Raw genomic sequence first — 18026 nt, forward strand, 5'->3', positions numbered from 1 at the left:
CGTCCTGGGGTCCTGGACGGACCACGTCGACGCACGTCCGCGATACGTGTCCGTGAGGCATGTCCTCACATACGCCCCCGATCAGGAAGGCAGTTGATGACCGAGGTACCTCCCCCCAAGCACTACGCGCCCCGGTGGGGCGACGACACCCGGCCCGAGCGATCCGCCGTGGGCGGCGAGCGCGAGACGCTGGGTACGGTTCTGGACTGGCACCGGGCGACCTTCGAGCTCAAGTGCGCCGGTCTGCCGCCGGAGCGCCTGTCGCAACAGGCGGTGCCGCCGTCGACGCTGTCGCTGCACGGTCTGCTACGACACCTGTCGGGCGCCGAACGCTGGTGGTTCCGCACCCAGTTCGCGGGTGAGGACGTACCGATGCTCTACTACTCCGACGAGGATCCCGACCAGGACTTCGACAGTCTGGACGGTGATGTCGAGGAGGCCTTCGCCGTCTGGCGGGCGGAGTGCGAACGCTCCCGGCAGATCACGGCCGCCGCGGCCTCCCTGGACGAGACCGGGATCCGCAGGAGTACCGGCGAGCCGATCTCGCTGCGCCGGATCATGGTGGACATGATCGCAGAGTACGCCCGCCACATAGGCCATGCGGACCTGCTCCGCGAACGCATCGACGGCCGCACCGGGTTGTAACCACGCAGAGCCGCGTCCTCCACGCCGTGCCTACGTCAACGGCGCCCGGCGCGCACCCGAGGCGGGTCGCACCCGAGGCGGGTCGCACCCGAGGCGGGTCGCACCCGAGGCGGGTCGCACCCGAGGCGGGTCGCACCCGAGGCGGGTCGCACCCGAGGCGGGTCGCACCCGAGGCGGGTCGCACCCGAGGCGGGTCGCACCCGAGGCGGGTCGCACCCGAGGCGGGTCGCACCCGAGGCGGGTCGCACCCGAGGCGGGTCGGGAGTGGCTCCGCTCTCCCGACCCGCCAAGTCACCGCAGGATCCCGCTCAGTTGCCGACGTACGCCGCGAGGTGTTCGCCGGTGAGGGTGGAGCGGTCGGCGACGAGATCGGCGGGAGTGCCCTCGAAGACGATGCGGCCGCCGTCGTGACCCGCCCCGGGACCGAGGTCGATGATCCAGTCGGCGTGCGCCATCACCGCCTGGTGGTGCTCCACCACGATGACCGATTTGCCGGAGTCTACGAGGCGGTCGAGCAGCCCGAGCAGCTGCTCGACATCGGCGAGGTGGAGGCCGGTGGTCGGCTCGTCCAGGACGTACACGCCGCCCTTCTCCGCCATGTGGGTGGCCAGCTTGAGCCGTTGGCGCTCGCCGCCGGACAGCGTGGTGAGCGGCTGGCCGAGGGTGAGATAGCCGAGCCCGACCTCGGCGAGGCGCTCAAGGATCTTGTGCGCGGCCGGGGTGCGCGCCTCGCCCGCGCCGAAGAACTCTTCGGCCTCGGTCACCGACATCGCGAGCACCTCGCTGATGTCGCGGCCGCCGAGGTGGTAGTCGAGGACCGCCGCCTGGAACCGCTTGCCCTCGCACTCCTCGCAGGGCGCGGCGACGCCGGCCATCATCGCGAGGTCGGTGTAGATGACGCCCGCACCGTTGCAATTGGGGCAGGCGCCCTCGGAGTTGGCGCTGAACAGCGCCGGCTTCACGCCGTTGGCCTTGGCGAACGCCTTGCGAATCGGGTCGAGCAGCCCGGTGTACGTCGCCGGGTTGCTCCGTCGCGAACCCCGGATGGGGCTCTGGTCGACGGACACCACGCCCTCGCCAGGCGGGATCGAGCCGTGCACGAGCGAGCTCTTGCCGGAACCCGCGACGCCCGTGACGACGGCCAGCACCCCGAGCGGGATGTCGACGTCGACGTTCCGCAGGTTGTGCGCCGTCGCGCCGCGGATCTCCAGCGTGCCGGTGGGCTTGCGCACCGTCTCCTTGAGAGCGGCCCGGTCGTCGAAGTGGCGGCCGGTGATGGTGCCCCCGGTCCGCAGCCCCTCGACGGTGCCCTCGAAGCAGACGGTGCCGCCTGCCGTCCCGGCGCCGGGGCCGAGGTCGACGATGTGGTCGGCGATGGCGATGGTCTCCGGCTTGTGCTCCACGACGAGCACGGTGTTGCCCTTGTCGCGCAGTTGCAGCAGCAGGTCGTTCATCCGCTGGATGTCGTGCGGGTGCAGGCCGATGGTGGGCTCGTCGAAGACGTACGTGGTGTCGGTGAGGGAGGAGCCGAGGTGGCGGATCATCTTGACGCGCTGGGCCTCGCCGCCCGACAGGGTGCCCGCCGGCCGGTTGAGCGAGAGGTAGCCGAGGCCGATCTCCACGAACGAGTCGAGGGTCTGGCGCAGTGCGGTGAGCAGCGGCGCCACCGACGGCTCATCCAGAGCGCCCACCCACTTGGCCAGGTCGCTGATCTGCATCGCGCAGGCGTCGGCGATGCTGATCCGCTTGATCTTCGACGACCGGGCGCCCTCGTTGAGCCGGGTGCCCTCGCAGTCGGGGCAGGTGGTGAAGGTGACGGCCCGGTCCACGAACTCCCGGATGTGCGGCTGCATGCCCTCCCGGTCCTTGGCGAGCATCGACTTCTGGATCCGCGGGATCAGCCCCTCGTAGGTCATGTTGATGCCCGCGATCTTCATCCGGGTCGGCTCGCGGTGGAGGAAGTCCTGTAGTTCCTTCTTGGTGAACCTGCGGATCGGCTTGTCCGGGTCGAAGAAGCCCGACTCGCTGTAGAGGCGCGAGTTCCAGCCGCCCCCCGTGTAGCCGGGGACGGTGATCGCGCCCTGCGAGAGCGACTTGGAGTCGTCGTAGAGCTGGGTGAGGTCGAGATCGGTGACGGCGCCCCGGCCCTCGCACCGGGGACACATGCCGCCGGTGATGCTGAAGCTGCGGCGCTCCTTCACCTTCTGCCCGGCGCGTTCCATGGTGACCGCGCCCGCCCCGCTGATCGAGGCGACGTTGAAGGAGAACGCCTTGGGCGAGCCAATGTGCGGCTTGCCGAGCCGGCTGAAGAGGATGCGCAGCATCGCGTTGGCGTCGGTGGCGGTGCCGACGGTGGACCGGGGGTCGGCGCCCAGCCGCTGCTGGTCCACGATGATCGCGGTGGTCAGACCATCGAGCACGTCGACCTCGGGCCGCGCCAGCGTCGGCATGAAGCCCTGCACGAACGCGCTGTACGTCTCGTTGATCAGCCGCTGCGATTCGGCGGCGATCGTGTCGAAGACCAGCGAGCTCTTGCCCGACCCGGACACCCCGGTGAACACCGTCAGCCGACGCTTGGGGATCTCGACGCTGACGTCCTTGAGGTTGTTCACGCGCGCGCCGTGCACACGGATCAAGTCGTGGCTGTCGGCAACGTGCGGCGCGGGCGGCTGCGGGTCCTTCTTCGTGGCCATGCTGCTCGTGTCTCCATCTGTACGTCTGTGGGGGCCGAGCCCTCTTGTACGTCTGTAGGGGGCGGGTCCTGTACGTCTGCGAGGGGCGCGGGGCTCTGTACGTCTGCGGGGCGGGTCCCTGTACCTCTACTGGGCGGGGCCCGCATTGTGGAACCGGCCGCCCCGGCCGCCCCGCCGCCCCGCCGTCCGACTCGATCCGACCGGCGTCGAGCCTAACCGCCGGGTGCTCTGCGGGCGCGGGGTTCTGTTACGTCTGCGGGCCGGGTCCGCGTACCTCTGCGAGGGCCCCCGCGTCCCGGCCGCGCCTCGAACTGCCACCGCGCCCCCGCGGGAGCGCAGAGCACGGGTCGGCGCTCACCGGTCCTGGAGCAGTCCGAGGACGTTGCCGTCGGGGTCCGTGACGGTGGCCACGAGGCGGCCGCCCCCGACATCGTGCGCGGGCTCCTTCACGACGGCTCCCGCCGCGGTCACCTCCGCCAGCTTCGCCTCGATGTCCGGCACGTGCCAGTAGGCGACCGGCGAGGTCATGCCCTGCGCTCCCCCGTTCGGCACCAGCCCGATGGACTGGCCCTCGGCCTCGAAGCCCACGTAGTAGGACTCGTCGGTCTGCGGCGCGACACCGAGCAGGGCCGTGTACACCGCCTTGGCCTTGACCAGGTCGGAGACGGGGTGCAGCACGGTCTTGATTCCCTGCGTGGAAGAGCTCGTCATGATCACTCCTGAGGTTCGCGGGTCAGATCGCGGGCCGGCCGCGATGTCCATGACCGTCACGCTAATGGCGGGCCGACGGGCGCGCTTCTCGATTCCTGATCGGTTCGCTTCCCCTCTCCCCGCGCCCCCTGACGCACGGATCCAGAAACAAGGGCGTCGGGAAAAGCAATCACCGGTTCGAGTGGTCGCCATCCCAGGAGTGGATCGAACGCAAGATCACGGCGCTGCGGCCCGGCAGCACGGACCCGCCGCCCCCACGGGAACGTTCGAGCGACGACTCGCCCCCACGTCACCGTTACGCATGACCGGCCCGGCCAGTTTCCCGAGCACCTGTCCGTACGGATGCCACCGGAGGCGCTCTCATGCGAACCCAGCCCAACATCGTCGGTGTTCACCTCGTGTTCGAACAGGTCGGCCAGGTACTTCTCCAGCGGCGGTCTCCCTCGGCCCGGTTCGCTCCTGAGGAATGGCATCTGCCGGCCGGCCATCTCGAAGCGGAGTCGGCCATGGAGTGTGCCGTGCGGGAGTCCGGTGAAGAGCTCGGCGTGGACATCGATCCGCAGGACCTGCGGCTCGTTCACGTACTCCACTACCGCGGGGCGGGCACCCCGCACATGCAGCTGTTCTTCCGCGTCCTCGCCTACCGGGGAACCCCGAGGATCTGCGAGCCCGATCGCTGCACCGCGCTGGGCTGGCATCCGTACGCGGCGCTGCCCGCCCCCCTCGTCGACTACACCGCCGTGGCCCTGACCGCCATCGCCGCCAACCGCTCGTACACGGCCATGGGCTGGGGCGCGTGATGGCCGCACCCGGGCGCACCGCCCCGCTGCCGCCGCCCCCGCCCGTCGAGATCACGTACGAGGGGAACCACGCCAAGAACCCGCTCAGCGAGACGTCGTTCGCGAGGTTGTGCTCCCGGCTGCCCTCGGTGCTGGCTCACACGGCCCGTATGGCGTGGGAGATCGACCGCGCGGCAGTGCTTCTGCTCCTGTTCTGCCACCTGCTCACCGGTGCGGCCGCCGCAGTCCTGCTGGCCTTCACCGCGCGGGCCATGCAGCCCGTCCTCGGCGCCGGCGCGGCCTCGGAACGCCTCCACGCCGCCCTGCCCTTCCTGCTGGTCATCGCCGGTGCGACCGCCGTCGCCCGGATCGCGACCGCGCTGTCCTCGTACGCGGACGGACGGATCACCCCGGCGCTGACCACCGAGGCGGACGCGGCTCTGGTGGCGGCCGTGTGCCGGGTCGAGGCCGCCGCGCACTCGCGCGACGGATTCTGCGACCGGCAAGAGGCGGCGGAGATGGGCGTGGTCCGCACTCACACGATGGTGCAGGACGCGACCCGCTTCCTGTCCGCGCTGGTCCGGATGGCCACCGCCAGTGGCGTGCTGTCCCTCCTGCATCCGCTGATGCTTCCGCTGATTGTCCTGGCCGTCGTGCCCGCCGGGGTCGGCGCGGTGCTGTCCGCGCGGGTCACGTACGAGACGCACTACGCCAACGTCGGCGACCGCACCGTGCGCCACATGATGCGGTGGTGGTCCACCACCGCGAAGTACACCGACGAGGTGCGGGCGAACGGGATGACCGGCTACCTCCTGTACTGGTACCGGGCCCTGTCCGAGCGGATCGGCCAACGCACCCTGCGCGAGGCGCCCCGGTTGCTGCGCATCGTCCTGGCCGGTTCGGCGATCGGCGGGATCTTCCTCGCCGGCACCTGGGCCACGCTCGCGTGGCTCGCGGTCACCGGCCGCGTGGCGCTCGCCGTCGCCGCGACGGCGGTCGTCGCCGTCCAGACGTCGCTGGCCGCGCTCGCCCAGCTCGTGATCTACGGCGCGGCGATGTTCCACACCAGTCTCTACCTCGCCGACATGCGTTCCTTCCTCGACCTGGCCGAGCAACTCGCGCCCAGGCGCGGAGGGTTGAAGGTGCCGGAGCAGGTGCGGGAAATCCGGCTCGACGAGGTCGTGTACCAGTACCCGGGCAAGGATGCCCCGGCGGTCGACCACGTCTCGCTCACCCTGCGCCGCGGCGAGATCGTGGCCGTGGTCGGCGAGAACGGCTGCGGCAAGTCCACCCTGATGCGCCTCGTCACCGGCATCCTGCTGGCCGACAAGGGCGTGGTGACCTGGGACGGAGCCGACCTCGCCGGGGCGGACCCGCACAGCGTCTGGGCGCGTACCGGTCTGGTGCCGCAGGACTTCGCCCAATGGCCGCTGCGCGTACGCGAGAACGTGACGCTCGGCCAGCCCCGCACCCCCAACGACGACCTCGTGTGGGAGGCCCTCGACGCGGTCGGCATGCGCGGCCCGGTCGCGGACCTGCCCCACGGTCTGGACACCTTGCTGGCCCGCGAACTCTTCGGCGGCGTCGAGCTGTCCGGCGGCCAGTTCCAGCGCGTGGCCTGTTCCCGGGCGCTGTACCGCGGCCCGGCCGTGCTGGTCATGGACGAGCCCACGTCCCAGATGGATGTACGCGGCGAACGCGACATGTTCGACGCGATCAGGGCGATCGCGGCCGACCGGATCACGCTCATGGTCACCCACAACCTGGAGAACACCAAGGTGGCCGACCGGATCGTCGTCATGGAGCACGGCAGGATCACCGAACAGGGGCCGTACGACGAACTCGCCCACGGAGGCGGGCTGTTCGCGGAGCTGCTCGCCATCTCGAAGGACCGGTGAGGCGGCCCGGCGCCGGGCCCCGCTCCGACGACGGTTGACATGTCTTCGTCGCAGAGACCATGATTCCACTAGTTAACTAGTGGAATCATGGAAAGGGAGGGACGCATGCCACACATGGCCACTTCCGGGGCGGCGGCCGGTGGGCAGTGGGCTCTGGAAGCGCGCGGTCTCGGCAAGAAGTACCGGCGGGGATGGGCGCTTCAGGACTGTTCCTTCCGGATTCCGGCCGGCCGGGTCTGCGGTCTGGTGGGGCCCAACGGGGCCGGAAAGAGCACCCTGCTGGGGATCGCCACCCGGCTCGTCGAGCCGACCGGTGGGGAGCTGCGGATCTTCGGGGTACCGGTCGACGAGCCCGGCGCCATGCCGCGGTACGCCTATCTCGGCCAGGACAAGCCGCTGTTCAAGCGGTTCACGGTGACCGAAACCCTGCGGCTCGGCCAAGAGCTCAACCCGGGGTGGGACCAGGCGGCCGCCGAGGGGATCGTCCGGGCCGGGCAGATCCCGCTGGACGCCAAGGTGGGGAGCCTTTCGGGCGGCCAGCGCACCCGCGTCGCCTTCGCGCTGGCCTTCGGGAAGCGGCCCGAACTGCTCCTCCTGGACGAGCCGATGGCCGACCTCGACCCGCTGGCCCGCGACGAGATGGGCTCACTGCTGATGTCCGAGGTGGCCGAGCGGGGCACCACGGTACTGATGTCCTCCCATGTGCTCGGCGAGCTGGAGGACATGTGTGACTTCCTCCTCGTACTGTCCGGCGGCCACGTCCGCATGGCCGGTGAGACGGACGAGCTGGTACCGATGCACACGCTGGTCACCGGGGTGACCACCGACCAGGGGCTCCCGGCCTCGCTGTCCGCGCACACCGTGATCGATGTCCGCACGGCAGGGCGGCAGTTCACCGCTCTCATCCGGCACGAAGGACCGCTCGACCCGAACTGGCAGCGCGCCGAACCCAGCATGGAAGAAGTGCTGCTCGCCTATCTCCGCCACCCCGAAGCTCCCGCGCTGCTCTCCCCCACCGCGGGCCCCGACAACCGAAAGGAGTACGCGGCGTGAGCACCCTCACCAGCACGCCCGTCCAGCAGAAGACCGCGAGGCCCCGGCGGCTGCGCGGACTCCCCTGGCTGATGGCGCGTCAGCACCGCTCGGCACTGCTCGCCTGCACCACGGTGACCGTGCTCGGCGCGGCGTGGATCATCTACCAGCGCGGAGTCATGCTGGACACGCTGCACGGCCAGGGCTGGCCCGGCAAGTCCACCGAAACCCTCGACAGCGCCACGCTCCAGCACCTCAGCGACACCTTCAGCAACGCCGCCCGCTACCTCGGGTACCTGCCGATGCTGTTCGGCGTGTTCCTCGGCGCCCCCCTTATCTCCTCGGACCAGGAACACGGCACCTCCCGGCTCGTCACCACCCAGTCCGTGCCCCGCATGCGCTGGCTGCTGTGGAAGCTGGGCTTCGCCCTGGGCCTCGTCCTGGTGATGACCGGGATCCTCGCCACGCTGTTCACCTGGTGGTACCGGGCCGTCCACCCCGTCGTCTTCAACAACTGGCTCGACGGGGCCGTCTTCGACAACACCGGCCCGGTGCTGACCGCGCTGTCCCTGTTCACGACATCCCTCGGCATCGTCATCGGCACGCTGGTGCGCCGTGCGGTCACCGCCATGACGCTCACCTTCGTCGGCTCGGCCGCCTTCCTCCTCGTCGCCGACCACTTCAGGCCCAGACTCGGCACCCCTCGCCGCCTCGCCTTCCCCCTCAACACCGACACCCCTTCGGCGCTCCACGACGTGGCCCAGGTCGACCAGTGGGTCGGCACGGCGTCCGGCAATCTCTACGGGTGGGGCACCTGTGTCAACGACTCGGCCACCGACGCCTGCCGTGCCAAGCTCGGGATCGTCAACTCGGTCTGGGACTACTTCGGTTACGACCAGATGGGCACCCTGCAATGGACCGGGGCCGGTCTGCTGCTCGTGGGGAGCGCGGCCCTGGTCGCGCTGGTCCTGTGGCGGACGCGGCGCCACCCCTTCTAACCCGTACGACGATGAGCCACGGCATACGCTGGGACGCCCCCACCACCAGAAGGGGCGCTGCCCACCAGGACGGAAGCGGAAGGAGGCGGGTGTGATGGTCGTGTTCCGCATAGAGCGACGCAGCGGCGTGCCCGCGTACCTCCAGATCGTCCACCAGGTCGAACAGGCCCTGCGCATGGGCGCGTTGACAGAGGGCGACCGGCTGCCCACGGCGGCGCAGGTCGCCGCGGACACCAAGGTCAACCCCAACACCACATTGAAGGCGTACCGCGAGCTGGAGCGCTCCGGCCTGGTCGAGGTACGCCAGGGGGCGGGCACCTTCATCACCCGCTCGCTGGCCACCCCGCAGACCGCCGCCGAGTCACCACTGCGCTCCCGCCTCGGCGACTGGATCCGCGAGGCGAAGACGGAGGGCCTGACGGAACAGGACATCACGACCCTGTTCCACGCGGCCCTCAGCGAGACGTTCATGTGACTGAGCCGCCTGGCGTTCGCGCGACGCCGGGCCGAACGGAACCGGGCCGCCGGAGCCGACCGTGCGTCGGCTCGGCGGCCCGCTGGAAGCCGACGGAGCCTTACCGGTTTCGTCCCGTGCCCGATGCCGCGGCCCGCAAGGCGGTAGCGTCGGTCCGTGATCGTATGGCTCAACGGCACCCACGGGGCAGGCAAGACGACAACCGGTGCACTCGTGCAGCAACTGATCCCGGATTCACGGGTGTTCGACGCCGAGAAAGTCGGCGAGACGCTCATGGACATCACGCCGGGGCTGCCCAGTACGGACAACTTCCAGCACTGGCCGCCATGGCGGCCGCTCGTGGTCGAGACCGCCCGTCGCGTACTCGACTACACCGGCGGCACCCTGGTGATGCCCATGACGGTCCTGGTCGAGCAGTACTGGCGCGAGATCAGCACGGGCCTTGCCCAACATGTCATCCCGCTGAGGCACTTCGTCCTCCACGCCGATCAGGAGACCCTCCGCGGGCGCATCGCCGGGGACACCGTCCTTGGCCCCAACTCACCATTCCGTCTCAAATACCTTGAGCCCTACGCCGAGGCGGCCCGTACGTGGCTGCACAGCGAGGCCGAGGTCGTCGACACCACGCACCTGACGCCTGCCCAGGTGGCCCTCCAGATCGCAGAGGCCGTCCAGAGCTGAGGCCCGCCACCTCTCCGTCTGTTCGACACCGGGCACGTCGCACTTGAGGGCCGCGTGCCCGAGAACCCCCGTTGATCTCCGGCTTCCTCACCCGCGTCTGGGCTCGACCGCACCGCTCAGTCAGCCGGCTCAAGTACCCAGGGGGCTCGGGACCGACTTGGCCACCTGAAGCGTGGCATTCACGTCCCAGGAGCCCCCTGAGCCGCTCCAGTCGACTCCTCACGACATCGAAAAGCGCCGTACGGCTCTCTGAGCGCCTGTCGGACCCTTGAAGGTCCCGACACACCGGGCTGGTCCCGCTCGGCGCTCCACGATGGCATTCTGCGGGTCGCTTTTGTGCGCGTATCTCCGAATTCACTGGCCTCGGGTCCATTCTCTGACTAAGGTCAGAGAATGGACCCTTCGGAACAGATCGAGCAAGTACGGCGGTTCAACCGCACCGTCACCGAGCGCGTGGGCGTGCTCCACGAGCACTACCTGGGGCGCGACCGGCCCATCGGCGAGGCCCGGCTGCTCTGGGAGATCGGCGAGGACGGGCAAGACGTACGGCGGCTGCGCGAACGCCTCGGGCTCGACTCCGGGTACGTCAGTCGGCTACTGCGCTCCCTGGAGGGCGACGGCTTGGTGACCGTGGAACCGCAGCCCGAGGACCGACGGGTGCGTACTGTCCGGCTCACTGAGGCGGGCCGCGCGGAGCGCGCCGTGCTCGACGGCCGCAGCGACGAGCTGGCCGGAGCCCTTCTGGAGCCGCTCAACCAAGCCCAGCGCGCCCGGCTCGTGGCCGCCATGGCTGAGGTCGACCGCTTGCTCACCGCCGCCACGGTCACCCTTGACACCGTCGCCCCGGACTCCCCCGACGCCCAGCACTGTCTGCTGGCGTACTTCACCGAACTCCAGGAAAGCTTCGACACCGGCTTCGACCCCGCGCGGAGCCTGCTGCCCGACGCGAGCGAGCTCCGGCCGCCGCGCGGACTGTTCCTGGTGGCACGGGTGGACGGGCAACCCATCGGCTGCGCCGGGCTGAAGCTGCCGCCCGGCGCCCCCGCCGAGATCAAACGCATGTGGGTCGCCCCCCAAGCCCGGAGCCTGGGGCTCGGCCGCCGTTTCCTCACCGAGCTGGAGGCACGCGCCGCCCAGCACGGCCGCGACGTACTGCGCCTGGACACCAACAAGGCGCTCGGCGCCGCGATCGGCCTCTACCACTCGTTCGGCTTCCAAGAGGTCCCCGCCTTCAACGACGAGCCCTACGCCCACCACTGGTTCGAGAAGCGCATCACCACGTCGAGTACAGCGTGAGGCTTCCGGCGGAAGCCGAACCCTCGTCATCAGGTTGAGACTCAAGAACGCAGCACGGTGCGGTTGTGGTGTTGCAGCAGCAGCGTCAGCGCAAGGACGTCCTCCTGCTCCAGCCGATCGATGATGCACTGGGCCAGCTGCTCCACGCTCTCCCATGCCGTCGGGTTGGGCGCCGCTTGGCCGTTGGCGTGCGGCGCACGCTCGGCATCGGCATCGGCATCGGCATCGGCAGCCGGGGTCATAACGCCGTTATGGGTCGGGGCCGCGGCAGGGGTGATGACGCCGTGGTCGATGGAGCCGTCGGCCTGAGTCATAACGCCGTTATGGGTGGAGGCGTCGGCCTGAGAGACAGCGCCGCTCTCGGTCGGGGCGTCGGCCTGAGTCATAACGCCGTTATGGGTGGAGGCACTCTCGGTGGGGCCCGATTCCGTGCCCGCGCCAGTGCCTGACGGAACGTCTGCTGCCGCCTTCGACCGCTGAGCCATAACGGCGTTATGGGGTGCGGGGTCCTGACTGCGGCGACCCTTCTTCTGCTGCTTACGTTCGTCGGCCTCGCGCGCCCGGCGGTCCGCCGCTTCTTGCTGCTCCTCGGGAGAGAGCCGGGCGAGACCGCGTACGTGCTCGATCTTGCGCTTGCCGCTCTCCAGGTCGGCCTGAAGAGCTGGGGTGAGGGCGAGGAGGGACAGCTTCTGGGAGATGTTCGGCTGGCTCAGTCCGAGGCGTTTGGCGGCCTTTCCCTGAGAACCGTAGAAGTCGACCAGCTTCTTGAGCGCGGTGGCGTACTCCAGGTCCGAGAGGCTCTCCTTCTGGGCGTTGGCGACGAACGCCGCTTCCAGGAGGGCTTCGTCGGTGGCGGCGAAGCCGTCGTCGAAGGTGACCTTGATGTCGGTGAACCCGGCCTCCAGTGCGGCGGCCAGGCGCCGGTGCCCGTCCACGACGACGTATTCCGCACCGGCCTTGAGCTCACCCTGCCGCCCGGGACGGCCTTCCAGATAGGCGGCGGCCGACGCCACGGTGATGGCCTGCACCTGTCCGACCTCGGCCAGGCTGGAGGCGAGACCGCTGAGGTCGCCGAGCGCCTCGCGGGGGTTGTCGGGGTTCTCGCTGATCAGCTCGATCGGCAGCACGGAAGCGTGCTGCGGCGGACTGGTGCCGGTGACGTTGGCGATGAGCTGGCCCCGCAGGCTGGTGGCGCGGGCCGCGTTGCTGAATGACGTGGAGGGTCCGACTCGGGTGGCGGCGCTCTGACGACTGTTCACAGGCTTTCCTTGGCGATGGCCCGCATGACGTTGGCTTGGGGGCAGTCGGGTGCGTAGGACAGGAGAGGGACTTTCCCGCGTACCGCTTCGCGCTGTTCCTTGAGACGGTCGATCACCGCGATGACGGGCGGGTGCCCCTCCCCCAGTTCGAGCCATGACTTCATGGACGACGTGATGATGTAGCCGTCGCGTGGGTCGAAGGCGTTGACGACGAGGCCGAGGTAGTCGACCTCGATGCGCCAGTCGTGTTTGCCCGACTCGATCTGGTCGATGAGCATGGCGTAGGCGTCCGCCGAGGAGTCTTCCGCGAGCACGACGATGATCGTGCCGGAGACGCCGGGGGCCTCGCCGTCTCGTCGGCGGCCGTAGTAGATCGCGGCGTCCATGCCCACTCCGAGGCTGGGCGGACAGTCGACAACGATGACGTCGTAGTCCGATTCCAGTGGCTCAAGGGCTCGTTCGAGGGTCGCCTGCCGGTTGCGGGCCGAGACGATCATGATGTCGAGGAGGAAGGAGTCCGGGCAGGCGGGCAGCACGTCCAGGCGGCCGCCGAAGCGGGGCTCCTTCACGGTGACAACCAGGTCCTTGATCGTGCCGTTGGTGGCCTGCCCGGACATGTGCTTCGCCAGGCTGTCCCCGTCGGCGGGGAGGTGTTGGAGGCCGAGCTGTTTGGTCAGGTGCCCCTGGGGGTCGTAGTCCACGAGGAGTACGCGAAGGCCCATGCCGGTGGCTTGTTGCGCCTCCGCGAGCGCGTCCAGGTTCTCCCGGGGAATGCCGGCTGCGGTCGCGGCTTTGACGATGCCACTCTCAATGCTGACGACGGCCGAGGGGTTTTCGGAGTACGCCTCGGCGATCCCGGCGGCGACGGCGGTCTTGCCGACGCCGCCCTTCTGATTGCAGACGATCTTCCGCCGCGGGATCCCGGTGACGGGTCGGTGCTTGGGGGAAGGGTGTTCACGCAGCCACAGTGCGATCGACTGGGCGAGGCCTTGAACGAAGGGGATGCGGCCGCGCTCGTGGCACGTGGCTTTCAGCGCGTCCCACTGGCCGGGCAGCAGCCAGGTCGAGAAGGTCGCGGCCCCCGAGGTGTCGACGGCGGGGAGCGTTTCGTCCGTCGCCCGCCACAGTTCGATGCCCTCGGCGGCGGCATCCTGGATGTCCACGCCGAGTTCAGCGGCGCGAATCTTCAAGTCCTGGCGCAGCCAGGCGGGCAACTTGGAGACAACTTTCTCTCTGTCTCCGACGGGCTTCTGGGTAACCATGGCGTCAGCATACTAACTTCCGCCTTCTTGCGGATGACCTGCCATCACATGGCCCTTCGGCTGCCCGAATTGAGGGGGCAGTGGGCTGCGGAGGGGCTGGGCGGGGGCCCGGGGCGGGCCCTGGGCGGGTGATGGGGACGGCGCTTGTGGCTCCGCTCCCCCGCCCGGACAGGCCTCGGGATGGCACCCTTCGAGTGCCCCACTCCCTCAGCGGTGCGTCGACAGCGGCGCGATTCGGCGCCTTGCCCGCAACCGGTGCCACTTCCGACCCTCTGGAAGGGGCACCAGAAGGGTGCTCGCCGACGCTCCAGAGCGGCGAGTTGGGCGCGCATTGGTTCACAGAAGACGCAGTGCGAACGCGTCAGGCGGCTGCCTTGAGCGCCGATCGGCGCTCGGCCGCAGCTCGTAAACGACTCGACCGAGGCTCGGACGGAGCTCGGACGGAGGTCAGACGGAGCTCGGACGGAGGTCAGACGGAGCTCGGAACAGGCTCACTGTCGGCGGGAGAGGGCTCCGTTATGAGCTCCGCAGGCCCTCTGATGCTTCGCTGGGGCAGCACGAAGAGGCGACAGCTCGACGGCTTTGGGGCAAGTTGAGGTTGGAGGCGCGACGCGAGGAGCGTCCGGACGACGGCGCAAAGCGGCTCTCCGACTCGCAGCAGCTCACTTTCGACTTCACCAGCCGTCGTTTTTTCGAGCCGCGTTCTCGACTTCGGACGGCGGCCGAACGCGTTTCGACGGCCTCTGGCGAGCCTCCGCAACGCCCGGAAGGAGAGCCTGGGAAGCTTCAAAGCGCTCCCCCACACGAAGATTTCAGGCTCGCAGAAGCGCTCAGCTGGGACGGCACCGAGCGGACTTGGCAGCAGCTGAAGGGGCGGTTTCGTCGAGTTTCACGCTGCCACCAACCCCTCACCCTCAGAGTTAAATACCCCATCTGACCTGGGAATATAACGATAGATGTTTCGTCAGAGGTACCCATGAAAGTTTGCTGCGTTATCACTGGGATGGAAGCGATGGAAGTTGTGATACTTGTTGCCATCAATAAACTGATCTATGGAGCGTCCCTTGTCTGGAACGTTGAACCGTAGAGTGTCTTGATTTATGCAACGCTGTTTGTTGCCCTATAACTAGCTGTCTGTCTTACTGCGTTGCTAGTCATCTAACTGACGAACGCGCTAACGAACCATCTAACGTACGGACGGACGAACGAACCAACGCGCTTGCTTGCTTGCTGACCAGCTTGCTTGCTAGCTGTCGGACGAACCGTCGTGCTGTCCGTCCAGCTGACTTACTAGCTTGCAGACGGACTTGCCAGCTGACGTACGAACCCTGTTGCGTACGGACTGACGGACGATCGTGCGTGCTGTCCAGCTTGCTTGCGCACTTACTGACGGACTGACGTACTGACGCGCTTGCCTGCGAACGCGCGAACCATCGAACCGTCGAACCGTCCGTCGATCGCGCTGACCCTCGCTCTGTCTGTCTGTCTGCCGGACTACCTGTCGGTCGGTCGTTCCGTCCGTCCGTCCGTCTTTCTGTCGGACCGTCGGACCGTCGGACCGTCGATCGGTCCGTCTGCCTGTCCGTCCGTCCGTCGGTCCGTCGGTCCGTCGAACGGACGCGCCCGCTGTCGCGGGAACCGTCGGTCTGACGAACTGCCCTTCGTGCCGCCCGTCCGCTCGCGTATCGTCGTACGGCCGGTCGGTCGGCTGGTCGTGCCGAGGCTCAAGCGGCGGGCTCGCGTTCGTTCGGACGGCCAGGGCGGACCGACTCGCTGCCCAGGTGACACCGCGTCAGATGTCCCGCCGTGCGCGCGGTTCAGCGCGTCGCCTCACAGACGGTCGGGAGATCCTGTTATCGTCACCCTCAATGATCCCGTGTCACTAGATCACTGGCCACACCCGGATAGGGGATGGGCGGGAAGTAAAGGGACATAGACGGCCCTTCCTCGCTTCCATCACCGTTCCAGGCCTGGCTTGCTGACCTCGTGTCACGGACGGATAAGTCTGATACCAGCAGCCGATAGGCAGAGAGGCGGTAGTCGCGATGAAGGTCATCGCCGTCGCAACCCAGAAGGGAGGGGTCGGCAAGACCAGCACTACCGTGAATCTCGGGGCGAGCCTGGCCCTCGCCGGCGCACGCGTACTGGTCGTGGACCTCGACCCACAGGCGCAGGCCGGTACTGCCCTCGGAGTGAACCTGTCCGACGGGGAGCAGCTGGCCCGTTCACTCGGTTGGGTATTGCAGGGCCGACTGCAAGGCATGCCGCTGGATCTTCCCAGCGCCTGGTACGACCGCAGTGAGCTCCTCGCCGAATGGGAGGACGCGGGCACCCTGCATCTCCTGGCGAGTGAGGAATCGACGATGACGTCCGTTCAGGACATCATCCACCGCAAGGGCTACCACGCGACGCCGATCGTGCGCCGCATGCTCCTTGAGGTGTCCGACCTCTTCGACTTCGTCGTCATCGACACCCCGCCCGCGGTCTCCTCGCTCTCGGCCACCGCCCTGGCCGCGGCCGACTACGTCGTGACCGTCTGCGTCCCGGAGTACCCGGCCCTCAAGGGAGCCGCCGCCACCCGGGGAACCGTCGCATACGTCAAGGACCGCACTGGCGGGGAATGTGATCCGCAGTACCTCGGCGCCGTACTGAACCGCTCGAACCCGCCGTCGAAGTGGAAGGCCCAAGAGGTCAACATCCGCAACGGCATGCTTGAGGCGGACCTGAAGCCGTTCATGACGGACATCCGCAGCGACAACCGCATCTCGGATTCCTTCGCCTACGGCGTCCCGGCCGCGATCCGCTTCGCCAGCCACGCGCCCGGCAAGTTGTACGGACAGTTGATGACCCAGATCCTTGAGCGTATGCAGCAGCCTGCGCAGAAGTGGGAGACTCCCGAGCTGATCTCGATGGAGGACTCCGTTGAGTAACTCCGAGGACAGCACCAAGCCCGTGCCGCGCGGGGGAGGGGGCAGGCCGAAGAAGAAGGCACCCAACCACTTCAAGGCGGCGGGCACTTCCCTGGTGGCGGGGCTGCTCGCAGGCGCCGACCAGGTGGCCGAGCGGTCGTTCCTCGGCGGCGCCAACCTCGACTCGGAGGCCGGCGGCCCGACGGCTCAGACGCCGCCGAAGTCCGGAAGGTCGGTGCCGCCGCAGGCCAGTGAGGCACCGCCCGCCGCGCAACCGCCGACGCCGACGACACCCATTGGTTCCGCGTCCTCCGCATCCCCGGTGTTCGAAGCCCCGCCGGGCGCTGACATCGATGCCGAAATCGAAACCGGAGCCCGAGCCCAAGCCCAAGCCCGAGTCGACGCGGAACCCGGAACCGGGGGAGGCCCCAGGGCCACGAAGTCCCCTGCGACCCTTGCGTCCCCTCCGTCTCCTACTTCCCCTCCGTCCCTCGCCGCCCGCCGCGCCGCCGCGCCCGACGACGTACGGCCGTCCGCCCGGGTGACCGAGGCGCCGTCAGCGGCTCCTGTCCGTACGATCGCTGAGCCGAAGGCCGCCGTTCGCGAACCCGAGCCCGAGCCCGTGGCCACCCCGGTCCGGCGGGATCCGGCTCCGGTCGACGACGAGGCGTCACCGCCGCGCCGCCGTATGCGGGTCAGCGGGAAGCCCTGGGCTCACACCGCCGTGCACGAGAGCTTCGCCAGCGCCAAGATCCGCTCGGAGGGCTGGACCAGTTATGGATTCCGGCTCGACCCGGAGGTGCTGGCCGAGCTGAAGGAGCGGCTCAAGACGGATCGCCGGACCTCCGGGAACCCCATGCTCAGCCAGGGGCACTACCTCGATGCGGCGCTGCGGCACATCCCCGAGGACGTCCCCTCCCAGATCGCGATGGCGCAGACCTTCCTGGACGACCGGATGGGTGTGGTGGACGCGGGAAAGCAGTCCACTTTCCGGGTGGGTCCGGAGGCCTACGCCCTGGTCTCCAGCCTCAACCAAGGGCTCCAGGAAGCGGATTACGGACGGCGGGGACTGTACGTCGTGTCCGCCGCACTGGAACTTCTGATGCAGGCGATGGACGCCGAGGGGGAGCTGCGGCGGCCCGAACGACGGACAAAGGCGCAGCGCCCGGCAGCCTCCTAAGGGGTAGCGGAACGGCGAAATAGCGGAAGCTGCCGCGCAGTTGGCGGTACTGATGTGGGTGTGGCCCGTGCCTAGGCACGGGCCACACCCACATCCGCGTCCTGGGCGGACCTGCGCGTATACCGATAGCCATACCGATAGATCTAGCGACAGCTCTACCGATACACACAGCGAAGGCTACGGCGATGTTTGTCACGCTCTGTGTTGC

General features: G+C 68.7%; 14 protein-coding genes. 10 read left to right on the plus strand and 4 right to left on the minus strand.

The window, feature by feature from the left end; translation table 11 throughout:
• The first annotated feature begins 96 nt into the window (after positions 1-96).
• On the plus strand, positions 97-645 hold the full coding sequence (locus tag OG522_RS38230; protein ID WP_329468048.1) for a DinB family protein: 549 nt from the start codon (positions 97-99) through the stop codon (positions 643-645).
• 308 nt (positions 646-953) lie between these two features.
• On the opposite strand, the gene OG522_RS38235 is transcribed toward OG522_RS38230, so the two are convergent.
• Positions 954-3338 (minus strand): excinuclease ABC subunit UvrA, encoded by a 2385-nt coding sequence (locus OG522_RS38235; RefSeq protein WP_329468049.1) that lies wholly within the window; start codon positions 3336-3338, stop codon positions 954-956.
• Between the two features lie 354 nt (positions 3339-3692).
• Positions 3693-4049, minus strand: coding sequence for a VOC family protein (locus tag OG522_RS38240; protein ID WP_329468050.1), 357 nt, complete (start codon positions 4047-4049; stop codon positions 3693-3695).
• A gap of 362 nt (positions 4050-4411) precedes the next feature.
• Here OG522_RS38240 and OG522_RS38245 point away from each other — a divergent pair, with 362 nt between their 5' ends.
• From OG522_RS38245 to OG522_RS38275, 7 genes are all read left to right on the plus strand, one after another.
• Positions 4412-4849, plus strand: a complete 438-nt coding sequence (locus OG522_RS38245; protein ID WP_329468051.1) for an NUDIX hydrolase — start codon at positions 4412-4414, stop codon at positions 4847-4849.
• Positions 4849-6726, plus strand: a complete 1878-nt coding sequence (locus OG522_RS38250) for an ABC transporter ATP-binding protein (RefSeq protein ID WP_329468052.1) — start codon at positions 4849-4851, stop codon at positions 6724-6726. The genes OG522_RS38245 and OG522_RS38250 overlap by 1 nt, the downstream gene beginning before the upstream one ends.
• 105 nt (positions 6727-6831) lie before the next feature.
• Positions 6832-7779 carry an ABC transporter ATP-binding protein gene (locus OG522_RS38255; RefSeq protein ID WP_443074869.1) on the plus strand — a complete coding sequence of 316 codons (948 nt, stop codon included), beginning with the start codon at positions 6832-6834 and terminating at the stop codon, positions 7777-7779.
• A complete protein-coding gene (locus OG522_RS38260; protein WP_329468053.1) occupies positions 7776-8756 on the plus strand; it encodes an ABC transporter permease in 981 nt (326 codons plus the stop codon). Before OG522_RS38255 ends, OG522_RS38260 begins: the two co-directional genes overlap by 4 nt.
• Before the next feature lie 94 nt (positions 8757-8850).
• Positions 8851-9231 (plus strand): GntR family transcriptional regulator, encoded by a 381-nt coding sequence (locus OG522_RS38265; RefSeq protein ID WP_329468054.1) that lies wholly within the window; start codon positions 8851-8853, stop codon positions 9229-9231.
• A 156-nt stretch (positions 9232-9387) separates the two neighbouring features.
• On the plus strand, positions 9388-9912 hold the full coding sequence (locus OG522_RS38270; RefSeq protein ID WP_329468055.1) for an ATP-binding protein: 525 nt from the start codon (positions 9388-9390) through the stop codon (positions 9910-9912).
• A gap of 393 nt (positions 9913-10305) precedes the next feature.
• Positions 10306-11208: a bifunctional helix-turn-helix transcriptional regulator/GNAT family N-acetyltransferase gene (locus tag OG522_RS38275; RefSeq protein WP_329468056.1), complete on the plus strand. Its 903-nt coding sequence runs from the start codon at positions 10306-10308 to the stop codon at positions 11206-11208.
• 41 nt (positions 11209-11249) lie between these two features.
• Here OG522_RS38275 and OG522_RS38280 read toward each other — a convergent pair whose 3' ends face one another.
• Together OG522_RS38280 and OG522_RS38285 are read right to left on the minus strand one after the other, a co-directional pair.
• Positions 11250-12467 carry a ParB/RepB/Spo0J family partition protein gene (locus OG522_RS38280; RefSeq protein ID WP_329468057.1) on the minus strand — a complete coding sequence of 406 codons (1218 nt, stop codon included), beginning with the start codon at positions 12465-12467 and terminating at the stop codon, positions 11250-11252.
• A complete protein-coding gene (locus tag OG522_RS38285; RefSeq protein WP_329468058.1) occupies positions 12464-13729 on the minus strand; it encodes a ParA family protein in 1266 nt (421 codons plus the stop codon). The genes OG522_RS38280 and OG522_RS38285 overlap by 4 nt, the downstream gene beginning before the upstream one ends.
• 2045 nt (positions 13730-15774) lie before the next feature.
• Between OG522_RS38285 and OG522_RS38290 the strand changes: the two genes are divergently transcribed.
• Together OG522_RS38290 and OG522_RS38295 are read left to right on the plus strand one after the other, a co-directional pair.
• Positions 15775-16659: a ParA family protein gene (locus tag OG522_RS38290; RefSeq protein ID WP_329468059.1), complete on the plus strand. Its 885-nt coding sequence runs from the start codon at positions 15775-15777 to the stop codon at positions 16657-16659.
• Positions 16652-17818: a hypothetical protein gene (locus OG522_RS38295; RefSeq protein WP_329468060.1), complete on the plus strand. Its 1167-nt coding sequence runs from the start codon at positions 16652-16654 to the stop codon at positions 17816-17818. The genes OG522_RS38290 and OG522_RS38295 overlap by 8 nt, the downstream gene beginning before the upstream one ends.
• The last annotated feature ends 208 nt before the right edge of the window (positions 17819-18026 follow it).

It is taken from the genome of Streptomyces sp. NBC_01431 (assembly GCF_036231355.1).
Classification (GTDB): Bacteria; Actinomycetota; Actinomycetes; order Streptomycetales; family Streptomycetaceae; genus Streptomyces.

Excerpts from the sequence above, each read along its gene's own strand:
- OG522_RS38230 (WP_329468048.1), top strand. The coding sequence starts at position 97 with ATGACCGAGGTACCTCCCCCCAAGCACTACGCGCCCCGGTGGGGCGAC.
- OG522_RS38235 (WP_329468049.1), bottom strand. The coding sequence starts at position 3,338 with ATGGCCACGAAGAAGGACCCGCAGCCGCCCGCGCCGCACGTTGCCGAC.
- OG522_RS38240 (WP_329468050.1), bottom strand. The coding sequence starts at position 4,049 with ATGACGAGCTCTTCCACGCAGGGAATCAAGACCGTGCTGCACCCCGTC.
- OG522_RS38245 (WP_329468051.1), top strand. The coding sequence starts at position 4,412 with ATGCGAACCCAGCCCAACATCGTCGGTGTTCACCTCGTGTTCGAACAG.
- OG522_RS38250 (WP_329468052.1), top strand. The coding sequence starts at position 4,849 with ATGGCCGCACCCGGGCGCACCGCCCCGCTGCCGCCGCCCCCGCCCGTC.
- OG522_RS38255 (WP_443074869.1), top strand. The coding sequence starts at position 6,832 with ATGCCACACATGGCCACTTCCGGGGCGGCGGCCGGTGGGCAGTGGGCT.
- OG522_RS38265 (WP_329468054.1), top strand. The coding sequence starts at position 8,851 with ATGGTCGTGTTCCGCATAGAGCGACGCAGCGGCGTGCCCGCGTACCTC.
- OG522_RS38275 (WP_329468056.1), top strand. The coding sequence starts at position 10,306 with ATGGACCCTTCGGAACAGATCGAGCAAGTACGGCGGTTCAACCGCACC.
- OG522_RS38285 (WP_329468058.1), bottom strand. The coding sequence starts at position 13,729 with ATGGTTACCCAGAAGCCCGTCGGAGACAGAGAGAAAGTTGTCTCCAAG.
- OG522_RS38290 (WP_329468059.1), top strand. The coding sequence starts at position 15,775 with ATGAAGGTCATCGCCGTCGCAACCCAGAAGGGAGGGGTCGGCAAGACC.